Origin of the sequence: Teredinibacter sp. KSP-S5-2, assembly GCF_032773895.1 — a bacterium.
In the GTDB taxonomy this organism is placed as follows: Bacteria; Pseudomonadota; Gammaproteobacteria; order Pseudomonadales; family Cellvibrionaceae.
In genome coordinates, this window is record NZ_CP120416.1 from 573,181 (window position 1) to 589,746 (window position 16,566).

Annotated in this window: 18 protein-coding genes and 1 pseudogene; 4 read left to right on the top strand and 15 right to left on the bottom strand. The window is 40.6% G+C overall.

Annotation, left to right across the window (positions count from 1 at the left end; translation table 11 throughout):
• Nucleotides 1-120: 120 nt before the first annotated feature.
• The 13 genes from P5V12_RS02675 to P5V12_RS02735 all read right to left on the bottom strand — a co-directional run bounded on the left by P5V12_RS02675 (nt 121) and on the right by P5V12_RS02735 (nt 9,674).
• A complete protein-coding gene (locus P5V12_RS02675; RefSeq protein ID WP_316955690.1) occupies nt 121-399 on the bottom strand; it encodes a hypothetical protein in 279 nt (92 codons plus the stop codon).
• Nucleotides 400-689: 290 nt separating this feature from the next.
• Nucleotides 690-1,013 carry a hypothetical protein gene (locus P5V12_RS02680; RefSeq protein WP_316955691.1) on the bottom strand — a complete coding sequence of 108 codons (324 nt, stop codon included), beginning with the start codon at nt 1,011-1,013 and terminating at the stop codon, nt 690-692.
• A 212-nt stretch (nt 1,014-1,225) separates the two neighbouring features.
• Complete coding sequence (locus P5V12_RS02685; RefSeq protein ID WP_316955692.1) at nt 1,226-1,879, bottom strand: hypothetical protein; 654 nt, start codon at nt 1,877-1,879, stop codon at nt 1,226-1,228.
• A 210-nt stretch (nt 1,880-2,089) separates the two neighbouring features.
• Nucleotides 2,090-2,407, bottom strand: a complete 318-nt coding sequence (locus P5V12_RS02690; RefSeq protein ID WP_316955693.1) for a hypothetical protein — start codon at nt 2,405-2,407, stop codon at nt 2,090-2,092.
• 386 nt (nt 2,408-2,793) lie between these two features.
• A complete protein-coding gene (locus P5V12_RS02695; RefSeq protein WP_316955694.1) occupies nt 2,794-3,096 on the bottom strand; it encodes a hypothetical protein in 303 nt (100 codons plus the stop codon).
• 88 nt (nt 3,097-3,184) lie between these two features.
• Nucleotides 3,185-4,084: a hypothetical protein gene (locus tag P5V12_RS02700; protein ID WP_316955695.1), complete on the bottom strand. Its 900-nt coding sequence runs from the start codon at nt 4,082-4,084 to the stop codon at nt 3,185-3,187.
• A gap of 336 nt (nt 4,085-4,420) precedes the next feature.
• Nucleotides 4,421-5,977 (bottom strand): rhomboid family intramembrane serine protease, encoded by a 1,557-nt coding sequence (locus tag P5V12_RS02705; protein WP_316955696.1) that lies wholly within the window; start codon nt 5,975-5,977, stop codon nt 4,421-4,423.
• A gap of 352 nt (nt 5,978-6,329) precedes the next feature.
• Entirely contained in the window at nt 6,330-6,761 is a 432-nt protein-coding gene (locus tag P5V12_RS02710; protein ID WP_316955697.1) for a hypothetical protein, read from the bottom strand.
• Nucleotides 6,762-6,914: 153 nt separating this feature from the next.
• Complete coding sequence (locus P5V12_RS02715) at nt 6,915-7,409, bottom strand: hypothetical protein (protein ID WP_316955698.1); 495 nt, start codon at nt 7,407-7,409, stop codon at nt 6,915-6,917.
• A 267-nt stretch (nt 7,410-7,676) separates the two neighbouring features.
• Nucleotides 7,677-8,003 carry a hypothetical protein gene (locus P5V12_RS02720; protein ID WP_316955699.1) on the bottom strand — a complete coding sequence of 109 codons (327 nt, stop codon included), beginning with the start codon at nt 8,001-8,003 and terminating at the stop codon, nt 7,677-7,679.
• A 220-nt stretch (nt 8,004-8,223) separates the two neighbouring features.
• Entirely contained in the window at nt 8,224-8,562 is a 339-nt protein-coding gene (locus P5V12_RS02725; RefSeq protein ID WP_316955700.1) for a hypothetical protein, read from the bottom strand.
• A gap of 16 nt (nt 8,563-8,578) precedes the next feature.
• Nucleotides 8,579-9,043, bottom strand: a complete 465-nt coding sequence (locus tag P5V12_RS02730; RefSeq protein WP_316955701.1) for a hypothetical protein — start codon at nt 9,041-9,043, stop codon at nt 8,579-8,581.
• A gap of 169 nt (nt 9,044-9,212) precedes the next feature.
• On the bottom strand, nt 9,213-9,674 hold the full coding sequence (locus P5V12_RS02735; RefSeq protein ID WP_316955702.1) for an Imm50 family immunity protein: 462 nt from the start codon (nt 9,672-9,674) through the stop codon (nt 9,213-9,215).
• A 624-nt stretch (nt 9,675-10,298) separates the two neighbouring features.
• Between P5V12_RS02735 and P5V12_RS02740 the strand changes: the two genes are divergently transcribed.
• Nucleotides 10,299-11,012 (top strand): hypothetical protein, encoded by a 714-nt coding sequence (locus P5V12_RS02740; RefSeq protein ID WP_316955703.1) that lies wholly within the window; start codon nt 10,299-10,301, stop codon nt 11,010-11,012.
• 143 nt (nt 11,013-11,155) lie between these two features.
• On the opposite strand, the pseudogene P5V12_RS02745 reads toward P5V12_RS02740, so the two are convergent.
• Both P5V12_RS02745 and P5V12_RS02750 read right to left on the bottom strand, forming a co-directional pair.
• Nucleotides 11,156-11,479: pseudogene (locus tag P5V12_RS02745) on the bottom strand (IS481 family transposase); the annotation flags it as partial.
• Between the two features lie 129 nt (nt 11,480-11,608).
• Nucleotides 11,609-12,118 carry a hypothetical protein gene (locus P5V12_RS02750; protein ID WP_316955704.1) on the bottom strand — a complete coding sequence of 170 codons (510 nt, stop codon included), beginning with the start codon at nt 12,116-12,118 and terminating at the stop codon, nt 11,609-11,611.
• Nucleotides 12,119-12,701: 583 nt separating this feature from the next.
• On the opposite strand from P5V12_RS02750, the gene P5V12_RS02755 reads away from it, so the two are divergent.
• From P5V12_RS02755 to P5V12_RS02765, 3 genes are all read left to right on the top strand, one after another.
• Nucleotides 12,702-14,126, top strand: a complete 1,425-nt coding sequence (locus P5V12_RS02755; RefSeq protein ID WP_316955705.1) for a hypothetical protein — start codon at nt 12,702-12,704, stop codon at nt 14,124-14,126.
• A 441-nt stretch (nt 14,127-14,567) separates the two neighbouring features.
• Nucleotides 14,568-14,882: a hypothetical protein gene (locus tag P5V12_RS02760; RefSeq protein WP_316955706.1), complete on the top strand. Its 315-nt coding sequence runs from the start codon at nt 14,568-14,570 to the stop codon at nt 14,880-14,882.
• 205 nt (nt 14,883-15,087) lie between these two features.
• Nucleotides 15,088-16,521, top strand: coding sequence for an alkaline phosphatase (locus tag P5V12_RS02765; protein ID WP_316955707.1), 1,434 nt, complete (start codon nt 15,088-15,090; stop codon nt 16,519-16,521).
• The last annotated feature ends 45 nt before the right edge of the window (nt 16,522-16,566 follow it).

A 16,566-nucleotide genomic window follows, 5' to 3' on the forward strand; every position in this document is an offset into this window, starting at 1 on the left:
TCGTTTTTGTGTCATTATCGGGCTAGATGTCCACTCGGGTATTGAAGCTTTCACCTTTAAAAGCGGACATCCTATCTATGCTTCCGTTAACATGTTATGCGCTATTACCATAGTTACTTGTTAGGCATTTTCCAGATCTATTTCTAACACTATGTCTTCAAGTGCTTTTTCACCGATGGGAAACCTATTAATGTCAAAAACATAGTAGAGGTAGCCCGCATTTGGTACGTTTTGATAACTAATTATTGGTGAAACATCTGGGTATATACCTAGACATTCAATAATTCGATTGGCGTACTCAACAGCTGGTATCTTTGTCCCCTCAACCGCAGCTATCCCGTGCTCTAGCACTGTATCAACAGCGTCATAAACATTATTTTTTGTTCCGTAGATTCTCATAACTTCCTTTATTGCCTAATGGGTCGATGCTCTATGCCACACTACAGGATATCGTTTATGTGTGCTTATAGCATAATGCTAATGGCTTTTGGGTGCCAGGAGCAGACTGTTGATTGTATTCAAAATCGAAGCTTCACAAACCCAGAAGCGGACATAGCATAATATACAGTCTCTACCTTATCGAAATACCACAGTCACTTGTTAGGCGATGTTTGGGTAAGGGTTATCTTCATTAGATTTATGCCAAATTGAATTGCTTGCCCGATGCAGCTCTTCTTTATATTTATGCTCTAGTGCCGCCACAGCTTTTTCAGACAATACCCGGTATCACTCTGAATTGAATCCCCACAATATAAATACAGGTACAAAGCTGCTAATTCTTCAAGCCGTTGGGATTCAGACTCGACCTCGAAATACAGAGGACTAACAGCCTCTGAGTACAACTCCACTTTTGGATCATCCGACTCTCTATCTTTAAGATATAAATCACGCCAATCTCTACTATGAACAGAATTAGCATCTCCTTCTGAATCAACACTTCTGCCTTCGCCAAATAGAAGATCTATAAACACCCTAAAATCGGGCCTTGGTTTCTTGACGATTACTGTGAACATTCTTTTCGCCTAACGGGTCGGTGCTCAATGTCACCCCGGCGGGGCCTCGTTTCTGTTTGTTTATAGCATACTGCTAATAGCTTTTGCGTGCCAGAAGCGGAATATATGTCTATCCAGGCGTCGAAGCATGCATTCTCCAAAGCGGACATTTTACAATCACATTACGACTGTCTTTTCTTGGTTTTCTTTTCTCTACGTTTTTACAATCTATTTTAATCTGTGGTGGATGCACCGATTACAGTTACCCATTTATTCTTTTTATCCAATACGGACCATAAAAATGAACCCCACCACTCATTACCAGCGTCAAAATAATTTGACCAATTGGTAGGCCATTCTTCAATAATAATATGATTTAAAGAGGAATTTACATCAATTTTCAATACTTCATTATTAAACCTATTAACAAGATCAGTCATCCACTTTCTTTCTGGATCCTTTCTTTCAATAGATATTTTAGATGGAACGGATGGTGGTCTTTTAAGACAATATGGTGGATCAAGAAGGGCATGTGCCAATCCAGAGTCTACGCTTGTACTCATACAATTCTTGGAGTATTCAAATAAATTAACAGTATTATTGGTAATATCATAACCTTCACCCCAAAATTCGTGTATCTCAATTTCTCTACCCTTGATACCATTGGCTGATTGATAATCAATTTGAATATTGAAATATTCCTTGATATCTAAATCTGGGTTAATCTTTTGAAAAATTGCTTTATATCGGTTTCCGAACTCCTCTAAAGCATTGATTATTAATCTGGGGTCAGTAGAGGTTGCATTTTCATTAACTGGAAATCTCGCAATATCCAATACGGCATTGATATTTTTAAAAAATTTATACTCTTCAACTACATTATTCATATTTAATCTACGCAAATGGACTAGAGTTCGATATTACGCAACAGGGTGCAGTTTATGTACGATAATAGCCTTCTATCTAGAGCTTCTTGGTGCCAATACCGGACTAAAAGCCCGATCAGTCAATAGGGTCTTCAAACCTCAAAGCGGACGTAAAGATTTACGTCCTATTGATCTTTGGCTGGTTCGGTCATATAGGTGTTATGCATAACTTCAATATTCGTAAATTCCTGAGCCAGGCTCTCTTGAGGCATTTAAGACCATTAGCACAAGCCAACGGTATGCCTCCTCTTCAGTATTTTCATCTAACGGAAGATTAGCCGAGTTGTGAACGAGTGCCAATGCCCGACCTACTTCAAGCTGCCTACCAGAAACACACCTCACAATAGACTCCCAACACTCGAAGTAGCGAACTTTGTTCGACAACAACGTACGTAGCTCTTCAACTCCCTCGCTGTAAAACTTTTCCCTAAAGCACTCCGCCAGAATAGAGTTCAAGTTATTTTCAATTTCAGTGTACTTAGTTTCCATACAAATGTAGCTTTGGTGCTGGTCTTACCCACAAAAAGTACGCTTAACTGGTGTCTACTTTTCGTGGGTAACTCGGTTGCCTAACGGGTCGGTGCTCAATGTCACTCCACAGGGGTGAACTTTTGGAGCAGATTGATAGGCGGACGCGCTCGCCTAATCTTGCCAACCACTTTTTAGTTTAAAATTAATTCTCTCTCAATTAACGGCACTGCGCGGACAACTATCTGCGACAAAAAATGAGCACCGACCCGACACATGGCCGAGGTCGCGTAGCGAGCGAGGCCGTGTGTCGCCTCAATAATGGGCAGGAACGTAGCGGCGAAGCCGCGAAGTGGAGGTCCAGTCCCACAGGGGCGCCATTGATTAGTTTGTTATGTGTTTGCATGCTAAAAAGAATACTCCGGTTCAATACCTTTGCTTTTAAGATACCTTTCCATTATTGAGAGATATTCTTCTACTAAGGAATAGTATCCAGATTCTCTTAGCTTTTCACGGCTCTCTTTCATATGCTTTCTGGCACGACCAATAAAAAGAACTATAACCTCATAGTTTCCTGAAATGTAACAACCTGTAATATTATTTATATAACAAACTAGTGGATAGTTAATTTCATTTCGGCGGTATATTTCCTCCGCTACATATTCAGCAGAGTTAAGCCTTCTTTGAAGATCTAAAAGCTCTTCTTCCATAAATCAAACCTGTTTACACATAACGTCCGCATTTGCGGCTGGTTTGGAGCGCAGCGGAAAACCAGTCCGACAAAATGCGCTTGTTAGCTTATAGCCCCACTGAGCCCATTAGTTTTTTATTTGATCGGTTAAATACATCTTCAGAGGTTGTTCCGGCTTTATAAATTGGCAAACTAAAACACCTCGCATATAGCCCAACACTTTCTTCTTTAAGATGAAAAAGAGGTACTCGCCAATGAAATATTACAGACAGACAATGTTCACCATACTCATCAAAGTGCCTTTTTACTTCAGGTGAATATACCTTGTCAGCCTCTTTCAATGCTTCAGATATGACATTTAGATCATCGGTAACAAGAAACTCTTGACTTGGATTCAAAAGCGCGGTCAAGTCGATAGCAGCTATACCCTTTTGGTTCCTCGGGTCATTTTCAATAAAGCGCTTTATTGATTGCTTGAGGGCTTTCTTAATGTTTTTCCCTACTGTTTCTTCTTTAACGGGTCTTTTGCACTCTACGAAAATTGAATCGTCGCTATCATGAGCATTAAAATCTGCAACAGTGTTAAAGCTCAAGTTATAACCAGCACGTTTGAAGTACCTTGCCATAAACAACTCAAATGAAAAATCTCTAGCCGAGCTAGGCTTGGAACTGCTTGCATCAGCACTATATAACTCTAAACCGGATAGAGATTTCTTTAGGCTCTCATGAACCTCTTTGCAATCAAACTCTTCAAGCTTCTCTTTTATTTCGATAACTTCATAAGTTTCATAAATGGCACTTGCATAATTTTTATTGTTAATAATTTCTCGAATTGTCTCTTTTCCCCAGTTTTCAAGTAGGGATCTATAATGTGTATGATATTTGTTTAGCCTAGTAGGTCCTATATTCAGGCCCTTTTCACTGAGCCAAGCCAAAGCATCTTCATATTTCCGAACAATCGAAGAAAGCTCTTTCTTTGTTAATGCTGAATTTGTATTTACTGACATATCTCTTCCTAACTGAGAGTTCAACTATAGAAGCTAACGGGTCGGTGCTCAATTTCACCCCGAAGGGGTGAACTTTTGGAGCAGATTGATAGGCGGACGCGCTCGCCTATCCTTGCCAACCACTTCATAAATAAAATTTAATTCTTACTCAATTAATCGCACTGCGCGGACAACTATCTGCGACAAAAAATTGAGCACCGACCCGATACATGGCCGAGGTCGCGCAGCGAGCGAGGCCGTGTATCGCCACGCGCAAAGGTAAATATTGCATTCTTATTTCGTCGCGTATATCTAAAAAAAACAACCATGGACAAGAATTAGCTTACATAACACGTTTTAGATCCAGGATGTATTTTTTATTAATTTATCTCTTCCAGTCAATATCAGGATTCCTCCAATAAAGAATCCACTTGTTAGCCCACCAATATGTGCCGCATTATCAATTCCATCCAAAAAACCGAACAATAAACTGACACCCGCATATAAACCCAATAGTATCCAGGTAACTCCTCGCATGTAACTCGGGTAAATTTTGAACACTGTGAATGCCAAAATCAAACCATAAAGCCCAAAAATTGCTCCTGAAGCACCAACGCTAACAGTATTTTCATGCCAATAAATACTGGCTAAACTCGCTAACACACCAGAGATTAAATAAATCGACATCAGCTTGGTTTTCCCAAGTATTGCCTCCAATAAGCTTGCACTTATACCCAAACCAAATAGGTTCATAAACAAGTGCATTATTCCACTGTGTATAAACATGGAAGAGAAAAGCCTCCAATATTCTCCAGCCAATACTTCAAACCTTCTATTCCCTCCGATTTCCAAAAGTTCATGAGGAGTCGGCGAGATAATGTTTAATCCCATAAGTATCATCACGACGAAAACAGCGATGTTTGTCAAAAGTAAGATCGCCGTCACTTTATTAGGACCTCTTGGATCGAGAAACTCCAAAATATCCTTCAAACCATCCTCTTTTAACGGTCTTCCGTCTTTAAAATGGTTTAGCTCTCTCACGTCAATTCCTGGGATAATCACCATCCAAAAAATCACGAATGCTCCAATGCCAAACGATCCAAAAATCCAAAAATAGGTATTCCCAAGGTCTTGGTCAAAATGCTCGGCTCTAGGAACCAAAATAACTTGTTCCTTTTTGTCTAGATGTGACTTCCCCTCTCTGATTGCCTTAAAAAAACCATCTCTATCATCCGTGTAACCAAGCTTTTCGAAGTACTTTATATTTTGAAAATCGTAAGTTGAAAAGTTCTTTTCTGACATCTCCAAGAAGCTTCTATATTCTGAGTTCTTTTTGTCATCACTGATACGATTACTCAAGCTCTTGGTATACTTCACACCGTACCAAATATTTTTGGCGTTATCAAAAGGGCATGTCACGTACAAATACAGGTTCAAGTTTTCATTGTACCTGCCCGAAGCTCTAACGGTTACGTAATGAAGGCATTCCTTTTTATCCACGCCAAATGATTGAACATTAAAAAACTTTTCACTCTTGAGATTTTGAATTTCATGAATTTCTTCTATTGAAACAAGGTCATAAGATATCTTTTCAAGATAATTCTGACTTAGAATTATAGGAACTGCGATAGCTCCCGCCATTGCAAACTGATATAAGAAGAATCCGTTACCATCCCTTCCGTTTGCGTTTAGAATTCGAATTCTCCTTCTAAGCCAAATTAGAATTGGTATCCAAGGAAGAGCGAAAGGTATCCAAAAATTGATCAAATCTTCTTTTAAGGGAAGAACACTGAGTTTAATGTCAAACAACCATCGAAACAGGCCATAAAAGATGATAGCTCCAATCGATACGACTAGATAGGGCAAGTATACTTCTTTTAGTTTAATTTCAATTTCGTTCAATTGCTGTTTCATTTTTCAAATACAAGCTAACTCAGCATATTGCTGACACTAGAATAATTTAACGTCACACAGGGAGTAACGTTCATGGACTTATTCTGTGTTGATCCTTTTCTCATTCTGAACTACACTTAGCGCTACCAGCACAAAACCAACAACCAGAAAACCCCAACCAAGCCAAGCATATTGAAAGCCGGCCTTGTCTACGAGGAGATAGACAAGCACAGCTAAAATGAGAAAAGAAAACCCTATGATTTCTTTTACATTCAGATCATGGTTACCTACCTGGAAATACTTCCCATCATCTTTATTTATTTCGTTTTACATATAACGTCGAAAACATGTACTCGTCGCGTAATTTTCCTTGCTAAGTGCTTTCAACCTCAGTATACAATCTGTATTTCGATTCATAGTTTACAGGAACCTCCTTTTCTAGAGTTTCAAACATCCATACAGATAAATCTTCTGATGAAACTGAAAACTCAGGCAACCTATTGTCAATTTCAAATTGATAATCATAAACGGCTTGGGAAGCAGGAGATAACACATACTCTACAGCTTCAATCGGTGTCCAACCTCGGACATTCCATGGAGACACAACCAACACATCATCAAAATGCACACTATCTCTATTTCTTACGGCTCGGAATGCCCTGATATAACCCTGCCCGCATTTACTTTCGATTAAGCCTGTAAGTAGAAACCTCAGTGTGTAGTGGTCAAGTAAATCATATAGTTCATACCCCCAATGCTGTAATACATCAATTTCACTCCAACCATTGATGGACATTGGAATCACATATTCAACTCCATTAGCGTAGATATAGATATTGTCGCTCTCTACTTTCAGATTAAACACTCGATCTACTCACTTAGCGCCAGGCTCTTTTCCCGGTATTTGTGGAGGACTAATTTTTGGCCAAAGCAAATACCGGTTAAAATGAGCCGCTTGTTAGCGAATAACATAGCCATAAACAATAGCATAAAAATCTCTATACTTATTCAAAGACAGCTTGTTCTCACCGTGCTTTTCCCATTGCTTCTCGTAGTCAATACTGTCAAAGCCTTTTTTACTTGGGGGATTAATATTGTTCTCAAACACGGCTAATATTGTAGATGCCTTGGCACTCTCAGCGCCATAAAGGTGCTTGAGTTCATTATAAATAACTTCGAAATGATATTTTGCAGAAGCGAATTCTGAATGTTTCGCAATAATGAACAAGCTATTAGAGACTCCTTCCTTGCACGTAAGTATCGCTTGTGAATCAACACCATAAAATTCAAACTCACGACTAATATAAGACTGTCCACCTTCAAACTTCTCATTCTCGGCAACTTGGAAAGTACGCGAAAATTCACTACAAGATTCTAGTGCGACCAGCCTCTCCCGAGAATCAGAATACGAAACTGAAGAAAACAAAATTATGAGAAGTAAGAAATATCTCATTTTATTTACCGCTAACGAACCTTTAGAAAAACACACGATAGAAAATGCTTATCCACAAGCCGCTTTCTTGTTTGTTGTTGATTCATATTTAACCATATCCTTTTAACATAATTACCCATTCCACGAATTAGCTCTATTGGTGCAGTCAGGTCTATTTCGTGCCATTACCGGACTATCAATCGTACTCTAAAACAGGGCATCATAAACCAAGCTGCGGACATAGAAGAAGATACAGTTTAAACTCTTTCTAAATATCACTGTCACTTGTTATGCGACCTTTTCTTTCTCTGTATACTTGAATAGAGCAAAAACCAATAGCGCCCACCAAACTGCAAATAAGCCCAAGAAGAACCATAGATTTTTCTTAACATCAGAAACGGTATACAGCCACCATCCTAGAACAGCGCCGACTATATGAGCGAGGAATAGTTTAAAGATTGGAAGAACAGTGAATAACCAAAAGCTCGAATCACTATAGGATCTAGAAGCAGCCATTTTATTTATAAATAAGGACACTCCAGAGCCCAAAATAAATTCAATTACTAGCGCGATGACTACTAAACCGAGCAACTGCTCCAATTTCTGTTTGTTCATCTACATTCCTTAAAAAAACGCATAACGGGTCGGTGCTCAATGTCATCCCGCAGGGTGTAGTTTATGTGTATTTATAGCGTACTACCAATATCTTTTGAGTGCCAGGAGCGGACTATTGACCAAGCTCAATATCGATGCTTTCTCGATTCAAAAGTGGACATAGGAGAATCAGCAACATCAGCCCCTTTCAAACAGCACAGTCGCTTGTTAGGAACTTTTCTCATTGAAGAATACCCCCTAAAACAATTGATATAAAACCAAGTGCGAATGCTGCATAGGCTATCTTTTTGTATTTGTGCTGAGCATTGTAAAAAGCATCGAGAACATCCTGATCAGAAATATCCTTAAAGGGCAAAGATTGCTCAAGACCAATTGATACATGTCTTTGGGAATAGAAACTATTAGCCCCAATCTTTTTGTAAACCTCCGGCTCCCGGTCTTCGAGAAGAGCCCAAAATTTTCTTTCCCAAGCTCCAGACATTGAGATACAAACCCCAAAAATAGCAAAAAATACAAAGGCAACTATTAGCACAATTCGAGTTCCTATCGCCTCAATCATCTAACGGGAATCCAACCTACTTATTAGTTTCACTAAGTTCAATCAAGTACTCTCCTAAATCTATAAGAGACTGGCAACAGTTTGACTGCAGTTTTGGCTCCCATATAGCGTACTTCAAGTAAAATTCAACATCCGATTCAAATATCCATACCTCACCATCAAAACCCTCTTTAGGTGAAAAATCAGATATATTTCTAGCATTACTTTGTAAATTTAATATTTTCTTATAGTGATTATTAGATAGCTCAAAGTAGATTTTCTCAACAACTTTTCTTTCACTAAATGCATCCTTTTGTGTATACTTTTCTAAAGAGATGTGCTTTTTTCCGACTCCCATTTGAACAAAGAAATCGTAAGATATCCCATATGCGCTACGAATTTCAAAGATCAAATATCCGGCTGGTGGAGATTCTTCTTCATGTGAAAGGCATGCTCCCGACAAAAATAGCAATGAAACTAGGAATATAAACTTATTCTTCATAGAAACTTACAGATCGGTGTTCGATATCGTCTCAAAAATTTGACTCGTATGTGTGATAGCATACTTCTAATGGCTTTTCGGTGCCAATAACGGACTCTTGGCCGAACTCGGAATTGAAGAGTCGTATACTCAGAAGCGGACATTGGCGGATCGGCAATTTCTATCTATTTCAAACACCACGGTCACTTTTTAGCTTCCCTGTACTATCACACGGAAAAACTTCCACTACTTTACCACTAAATGCCTTAAACTTACCGCCTAAACCATTTGCTGGGTCTATTTCCACTAAAATGGGAGTAAACCCTCTTTCATTTTTAGGTAAAATTTCAAATTCTAAAGATAAAATCGCATTTTGATGGTCAAATCCAACTAGCTCTGAATCATGTACATCTTCGAATCGAAACTTTATTAGGTTGTGTTTAATCAATTCGTAAAAACCGTTAGACAATACTTTTGATGTCATTTCGAAACAATGTAAAGTAATTTCTATAAAAGGACAGACATAGTCTTCCTTTTCCTTGTAATACGTCTCCAATAAAACACTTTTTATTTCAGCATCATGAAATGATGGCCAATAACCATACACCTGTTCAACCGAATTATAATTTTCAAGGTACTCTGATAATTTCATAAGGATAGCTATGTTTACGCCAGCGATTTGTGGAGCGCAGCGTAACTAATCCGCTGCGCGTGCTTACTACTTATTGAGGTACACCACGGCTCAATTCTTAAAAAAGTCATTTTCCGACCAAGAGCGGCCTATTGGCCGAACTTAATATTAAAGTCAGAAGCAGACATGGAAGGATATACTGCTTCAGCTCATTCCAAATACCGTAGTCATTTGTTATGCAGATACCCGATAGTACAAAACCGGTATAACAATCAAGCTACCCATCATAATTAACCCCACAATGGACCAAAATGAAACAGGTTCATTTTCTTTACGAAACTCGTATGAGTATGTAAATAACGAGATACTTTCAATTTCAATTCTGCTTAGACAGTATGAAAAAATAACGAAAATTGGGGGCTGTCACCCGATATCCTGGTAGTGCGTACTGTTAGTCTGTTTTTTAATGCGGAAATTTATTTGCTCTTATGCCCGGGGTGATAAAAAAGATGGATGTTGCGCCAATTTTATGGTTGCTGTTGTATATTCTCTGTTTTCACATGATAATTATGTGTGATTTTTCTAAATCGTGTTTACATAATATATGGTTTATATGATGAATGGAAATAATGGTGGGGATGATTTATGTTTGTTATTCGAGTTTTAATCGTTTCGTTCGGAGGCATACTATTTTCTAGTGCTTTATACACGTCTGCAGGAGACCAAAGTAATATCGATAAAGCGGTTGAGGTTATAAATAGTTTGTGTCTTTCGGGATCAGAATATAAGGTAGATGCAGATGTTCAAGGGAATATAACCTTTAAGAGTCTAAAGCCGAGTGGAAGCGGTTCTGTAACACTCAATGTCAGAGAGGCAAATGGTGCAACAGCTTTTCAAGAAGATTTAAGGCTGATTGCGGATGAAAACATACGCGAATGTACTCAAAAGCACCTAGGAAAAATTGTAGATGCATTGCTGGCATCACCAGATGTTCATAACTCCTATATGAATTTGTCTTCCTTGCCTGCATATAATAGTTTTGCAAATGCAAAATATTTGGGTTATTTGCCACAGCAGGTCTCCGTAAAGTCGTTTGTTGAGGGTGAAAATAAAATTTATTATCGATTGTCGATAACTAAGCCATCAATGTTGCGTTTTGAGTTCTTTAAGCTCTCGAATATGGTGGATGCTTCATTTTATTCTATGAAAAGAACCAAAATTGATAGTGGGTTTTATGGGAATGGCTCTCGCTCTAAAGAACACTTTGTTATGCCGGGGGACTATTATATTGAAATTTCAGCTAGAAACAAAAAGGCAACAGCATTTCAGTTAACCGTTGTTGCGAATGAGGACGTATAAAATAGAGTCGATGTTAGATAATAGAATCTTTCTCCTACTATGAGTCAAGAGTGTTTCTGGTGAAGTCGGCTAACAGGGAGGGCTGTAGTTCGGACTTGATGTAACAGTTACCGATTTTTTAGAATATGTCTGTTAGGTCAAGTCTAGTTTACACACTTTCCTTGCCAGATTTGCTTTCCAACGAGAAACATTTCAATAGAGATTCTACCGCAGCACCATCTTCCCATGATGGGGTCGTTCTTTCACCATTCGTCCGGATCTGTCTGAACCTCCTCAAGTGTAGAATAGATTTTTCGTCCGAAGGCGGGTTGATAAAACTCCTGTAAAACCGTCTTCTGGAAACGTCCACATTTGTGGGTGACGTACTTTCATTTTGTATCATTTAAAGAAAGATAAAGTTGATTGTCATGCTGCTCTACTTTGCCGCAGTACTCTTTACCTCTATCAGTGAGAATATGCAAGACAGGATGTGGACAATAGTACCCTGTAACTAGCAATGAAATAAAAAATATTATATAGGCTCTATGTTTTGACTGCACAAAGGATCGGTGCACAATTCTTTGTGGTAACGCTTGAGTTAATTGGCCTTGTTATATTTATATCCCAGATATCTCTTTTAATGCGTTACTTTTTGAAACGCTGCTCGGTATTTTATTTGCGATTTCGATGGCAAACTCGATATCTCCACTGTTTGCGACCTTTACAGACAAATATTTTAAAGCACTTGATTGGCTTACCGTGCTTGGTATATCGAGACCAATTTCATAGGATTCCTTAAAATAACCAAGATCAGCGGTTTTTTCTGACAGCTGTTTAAGTGCGCTAGATCTAGATACTGTGCTTGGTATTCTTAGGGCTGCTTGATGTTTGGCACGAATAACCTCTGTTGGGGACATTTCACGCTTATTAGGATCTACCTTTTCTTCAATTGCTATATCACTTTCTGGATAATGTGGATTTACAGGAGGCTGCCAGTCATCGCTCTCAATCGCGGGACTTGGAAAAATTCCAATAAGCACATCATTGTCGTTATCGAAATAAGTGGCCACTGTAAATACTGCTGCTACTATTGTTGCAACAGCTGCTGATTTAACGAGTAGACTCAAATGATTCTCCTTAAAACTATAGCGGGTTGGCACTCAGTGTCACCTCGAAAGAGTGAACTTTTGGAGGATATTGATAGGCAGGTTTGCACGTCTATTTTTCCAGCCACTTCTTAGTTAAAATTTAGTTCTAACCCAGATTATAGAATTACGCGGAATCTATAATTTATATCTATCTTGTTGAATAGAGGCGAGCTGAACCCGTGAGTTCCGAATATCGTATATATTTAGACTCATATCCGCTTATGAGTCTTGAATAAAAATAACATCTGCTTTTACAGTTCAACCGTTTTCAACCACGATCATCCTGAATGACTACGTTGTGTCGAACCCAGACCAAACCCCAACCATATATTAGAAAACAACGCTGTAAATAGTTTTTAATCAATCCCAAATTCTTTTGGCGCTTTATGTTTTATACGGACGTTTAATGTTTTCTTGATGCTTGCTTTTGCTTAAAGAATGATCGCTTTTGTAAGGTTGGTTCCTTGATTTACACGCATTTCTGCAAGACGAAAACAGTATTAGGTTTCATAATAGGCCGTTTGTTAATTTGGCAGATAGTTTTTGGAGAATAGGTGGTTCGATGGGATTCAAGCATTTCGGCAATAAATGGATGATGTTACTGTTGGTTTGCAGTATGTTTTTCGGCGGGCAGGGCGCGTGGGCGTTTAGTTCCGGTGAGCACGCTGTAATTGGTGATGAGGCGTTGAAGCTGGCCAACCCGGAGTTTGCGCATAACATTAAAGGGTTGGAAGCTAAGATTCATTACACTTATGGGCAACTGGTGGCGTTGTCTGGCGACTTTTTTAAAAACGTGGAGCGGCTGGCGTTTGAAGACCCAAGTGTGTTGAGTGAGTTTCACGGCCGAAACCGTGAGGGTTTAAAAAAGTGTATTGATGAGGAGGTTCACGCGATTCGTACCGAGCAGGTGTACGGTGGTTGCGGGGAAATGAAGTTGATGCAGAAGCGGGTGAATTATGTGGCGCTGGCACACGATAATTATTCGCACTTTGCCTGGCATAATATCAAGCTGTATGTGGAGGAGCATACACGGGCGCTATGGTTTGCCCAGTTGGCCCATCTAAAGTGTGATAGGCATCAGTGGGATATGACTCCGAAACTTTGCCAAAAAAATGAGGAGACCTTGCATCGTTTGGTGGATGCTTCGCATTATCGAAATAAGTTAAAAGCCAAATACCGTCGCTTACCGGAATTGTTCCCCCGTAAGCGTTTTACCAAACGTTATTTAAAAGAAATGCCCAAGGAGAAGCTGATCCGAACGGCGTTATTTACCAATGCGTTTGCCGACCATTTCTTAACGGATGCCTTTTCATCTGGCCATATGCGTGTACCGCGTTCGCAGATTGATGAGTTTGTAAAAAATAATGCGTTGATTCAAAGTGATGAACGGGAAAAAGGGTCGTCGATTTCTGGTGCGTTAACGCAATTTCTACATAATCTGGATGGGACGTTAACTGGCCTGCCAGTAACCAATAGCCTTGGCCATCAGTTTGTGAGCCGAAGTGATAAGCAGTTGTTTAGCAAAATGGGGTCGGATCAATTGTCGGGTATTGTAGAAAAAAATCCACAATTAAAACTGCCATTGCAAGCCGCACATCAATCCTTGAATGAGGTGTTTGCCGTTATTAAAAACGGGACATCGGCCATGCCTAGTGGCGAGTATGTGGCGTTACGCTATGTGCCTTTTATTCAGCAAGGTAAAGCGCCGAGTTTGGTTGAGGTAGTAAAGCAGCGGATGGCCTCGGAAGGGGGGACTCAGGATGTGATTGATACCATGTCGAATGAGATGCAGCTGATCTTTAGAGGGCGCTTGGCCATTCGGGATAAAAACACTGGTTCGTATAAGTCGTATTTCGATGCCTTCGTTGAGGCCTTGCCGGATATGATGGCTCAGTTTCGTGCCCAAATTGAAGCCGAGGCTCATAGTGATTCATTGCAAACTCGTATACCACCCAAATTACTTCAGGCATTAAAGTCGATTAATTAACCTTCTCTGGCAGGAGGCGCATTGGCCGCTTTCTGCCACGTCCTTTCTCTATTTAAACCATCTGATTGTGCGCTTTTTGTGCGCACTTTCTCCCTTTCTTTTGGGTTCCAATTCCACTGATTTTTACTGCTTTTCTGGTGGGATTTTATTGAAAAAATATGCCCTTTTTTATGAGCTGTCTCACGATATGAGACACCCATTCGAGATAATAACCCCAAGCGAAAAGGGAAGTGTAAAACGCTGATCAAACACCTGGGTGAGCACCGCATGGATAAGCGAGTGCCACCCGACGGTTCTTTTACGGGGCATATATGAATCGAATGACGTTTCTGTTTGTTATTGCAATTATCGTCTTAATCGCCAACGCGAGCGCCTTCCCTTTTTGAGGCAGCCTATTCATTTGTTTTTTTCTTTTAGTCCGTATCTTTGAGGGAAATGTTTATGATTAAATTTATGAAAGCCAGCACTCATTGTTTACCTCTGTCTGTGATTTTGCGGGAGAACAATATTCCACTCAGTGCGCGAAAAGTGAATCAGGTGCTTTTTGAGCGAGGGTATTTATTGCGTATGTATCGACAAAGCATGAAAAACGTGGAAAAGATGAAGAGTTTTTATGTGTTGAGTGGCAAGGGCCTGGAGTATGGAGTGAATGTGAAAAACCGATGTCACCCGATTCAAACCGAGCCGCGTTATAACACCGAAAAAATTCTGCCGTTAATTTGTGAAATATCTGATTCTCTATATGATCGCGGATAAATAATCCGCATATCTGTTTTCGTGCAATAAACCGCTTTGCCTAATCGGGCGAAGTGGTTTGTTCCTTCCTTACTTTAATGGCACCTTATTTGGCTGATGTGCTACTTGTTTAATCGAGCAAGTAGGTTGTTTGGCTGTTTCGCCTTTTTCCTTCAAAAAGCGTACTATTCGTGTTTACTGTTAGCCTTCGTTTTTTGGGGAACCCATGCGTTTTTCTGCTGCTGTTTTATCTTTGTGTTTTGCTTCGTCTTTTGCTGTTCAGTCTGTTGCCTCTTCTTCAGAGTGGTATGCCTCTGGTGAGGAATATATCCAAGCGCGTCTTGCGGTAACAAAAAATACGAATCGCGCAAAAAATGTCATTGTGTTTATTGGGGATGGCATGGGCGTATCGACGGTCACGGCGGCGCGTATTTTTGACGGGCAGTCCCGAGGGGCATCGGGAGAAGAAAATGTATTGCCGTTTGAAACCTTCCCTCATGTTGGTTTGGTCAAAACTTACAATGTTAACCAACAGGTACCGGATTCTGCCGGCACTGCCAGTGCAATTCATACTGGAGTAAAAACTCGAGCCGGAGTTTTGGGGGTGTCTGGCGATGCGCCGCGGGGCGATTGTGTGGCGGCAAAAGCACACCGTGTTGCCAATATGGCGGAGGTGATGAAGAAGCAGGGCAAGCGAGTTGGGGTAGTGACTTCGACGCGTGTTACTCATGCCACGCCAGCTTCGGTTTATGCGCATATTCCTGATCGCAACTGGGAAGCCTCCGGAGACGTTCCCGCAGAGGCGGCGAAAGCGGGGTGTTTATCTATTGCCCGGCAGTTGGTGGAGTTTAATCAAAAGGGTGCGATTGATGTCAGCTTTGGTGGCGGGAAAAAAGAGTTTACTGAGGAAGAGCTTGCCCATTGGCAAAAGCGCGGCACATTGGTGGAGAGTGGGGCGCAAATGGCGTCTTTGTCCAGTAAGGATCTCCCTGTTTTGGGTTTGTTTAGCAGCAGTCATATGCCCTATGTGATTGAACGCCAGGAGGAATCGGCTGTTCCAAGCTTGTCGGATATGGCCGTCAAAGCGGTTGAGCTTTTATCGAAAAATAAAAAGGGTTTTTACCTGCTTGTTGAAGGTGGCCGGATTGATCATGGCCATCACAGTGGCCAGGCCGGTAAGGCTTTGGCTGAGGCTCAAGAGTTTGCCGAGGCGGTGAAGGCGGTACTGGCCAAGGTGGATTTGTCAGAGACATTGGTAATTGTGACGGCGGACCATAGCCACGTACTCAGCATGGGCGGTTACCCGACACGCGGCAATCCCATTTTGGGGGTGGTGAAAAGCAATGATGAACACGGAGAGCCGAAAACTGAACCCGAGACGGCATTCGACAACCAGCCCTATACCACGCTCGGTTACTACAATGGCCCTGGCGCGGTAAAGGGTGCGCGAGCAAAGCCTGAAACCGGGTTACATGCTGTTCAGCAAGCACTGGTTCCAACGGGGTATGAGTATCATGGCCAACCGTATATGAGTGAAACCCATGGCGGAGAGGATGTGCCGATTTATGCTATCGGGCCATATTCCCATTTAGTGGGCGGGGTGATGGAGCAAAATGTCATCTTCCATATTGTTCGATATGCGGTAAAACAAAAAAAATAGGGTTTGCCCTCAGAGAGGAGGGGATTCGCCCTTGTATACGCTATT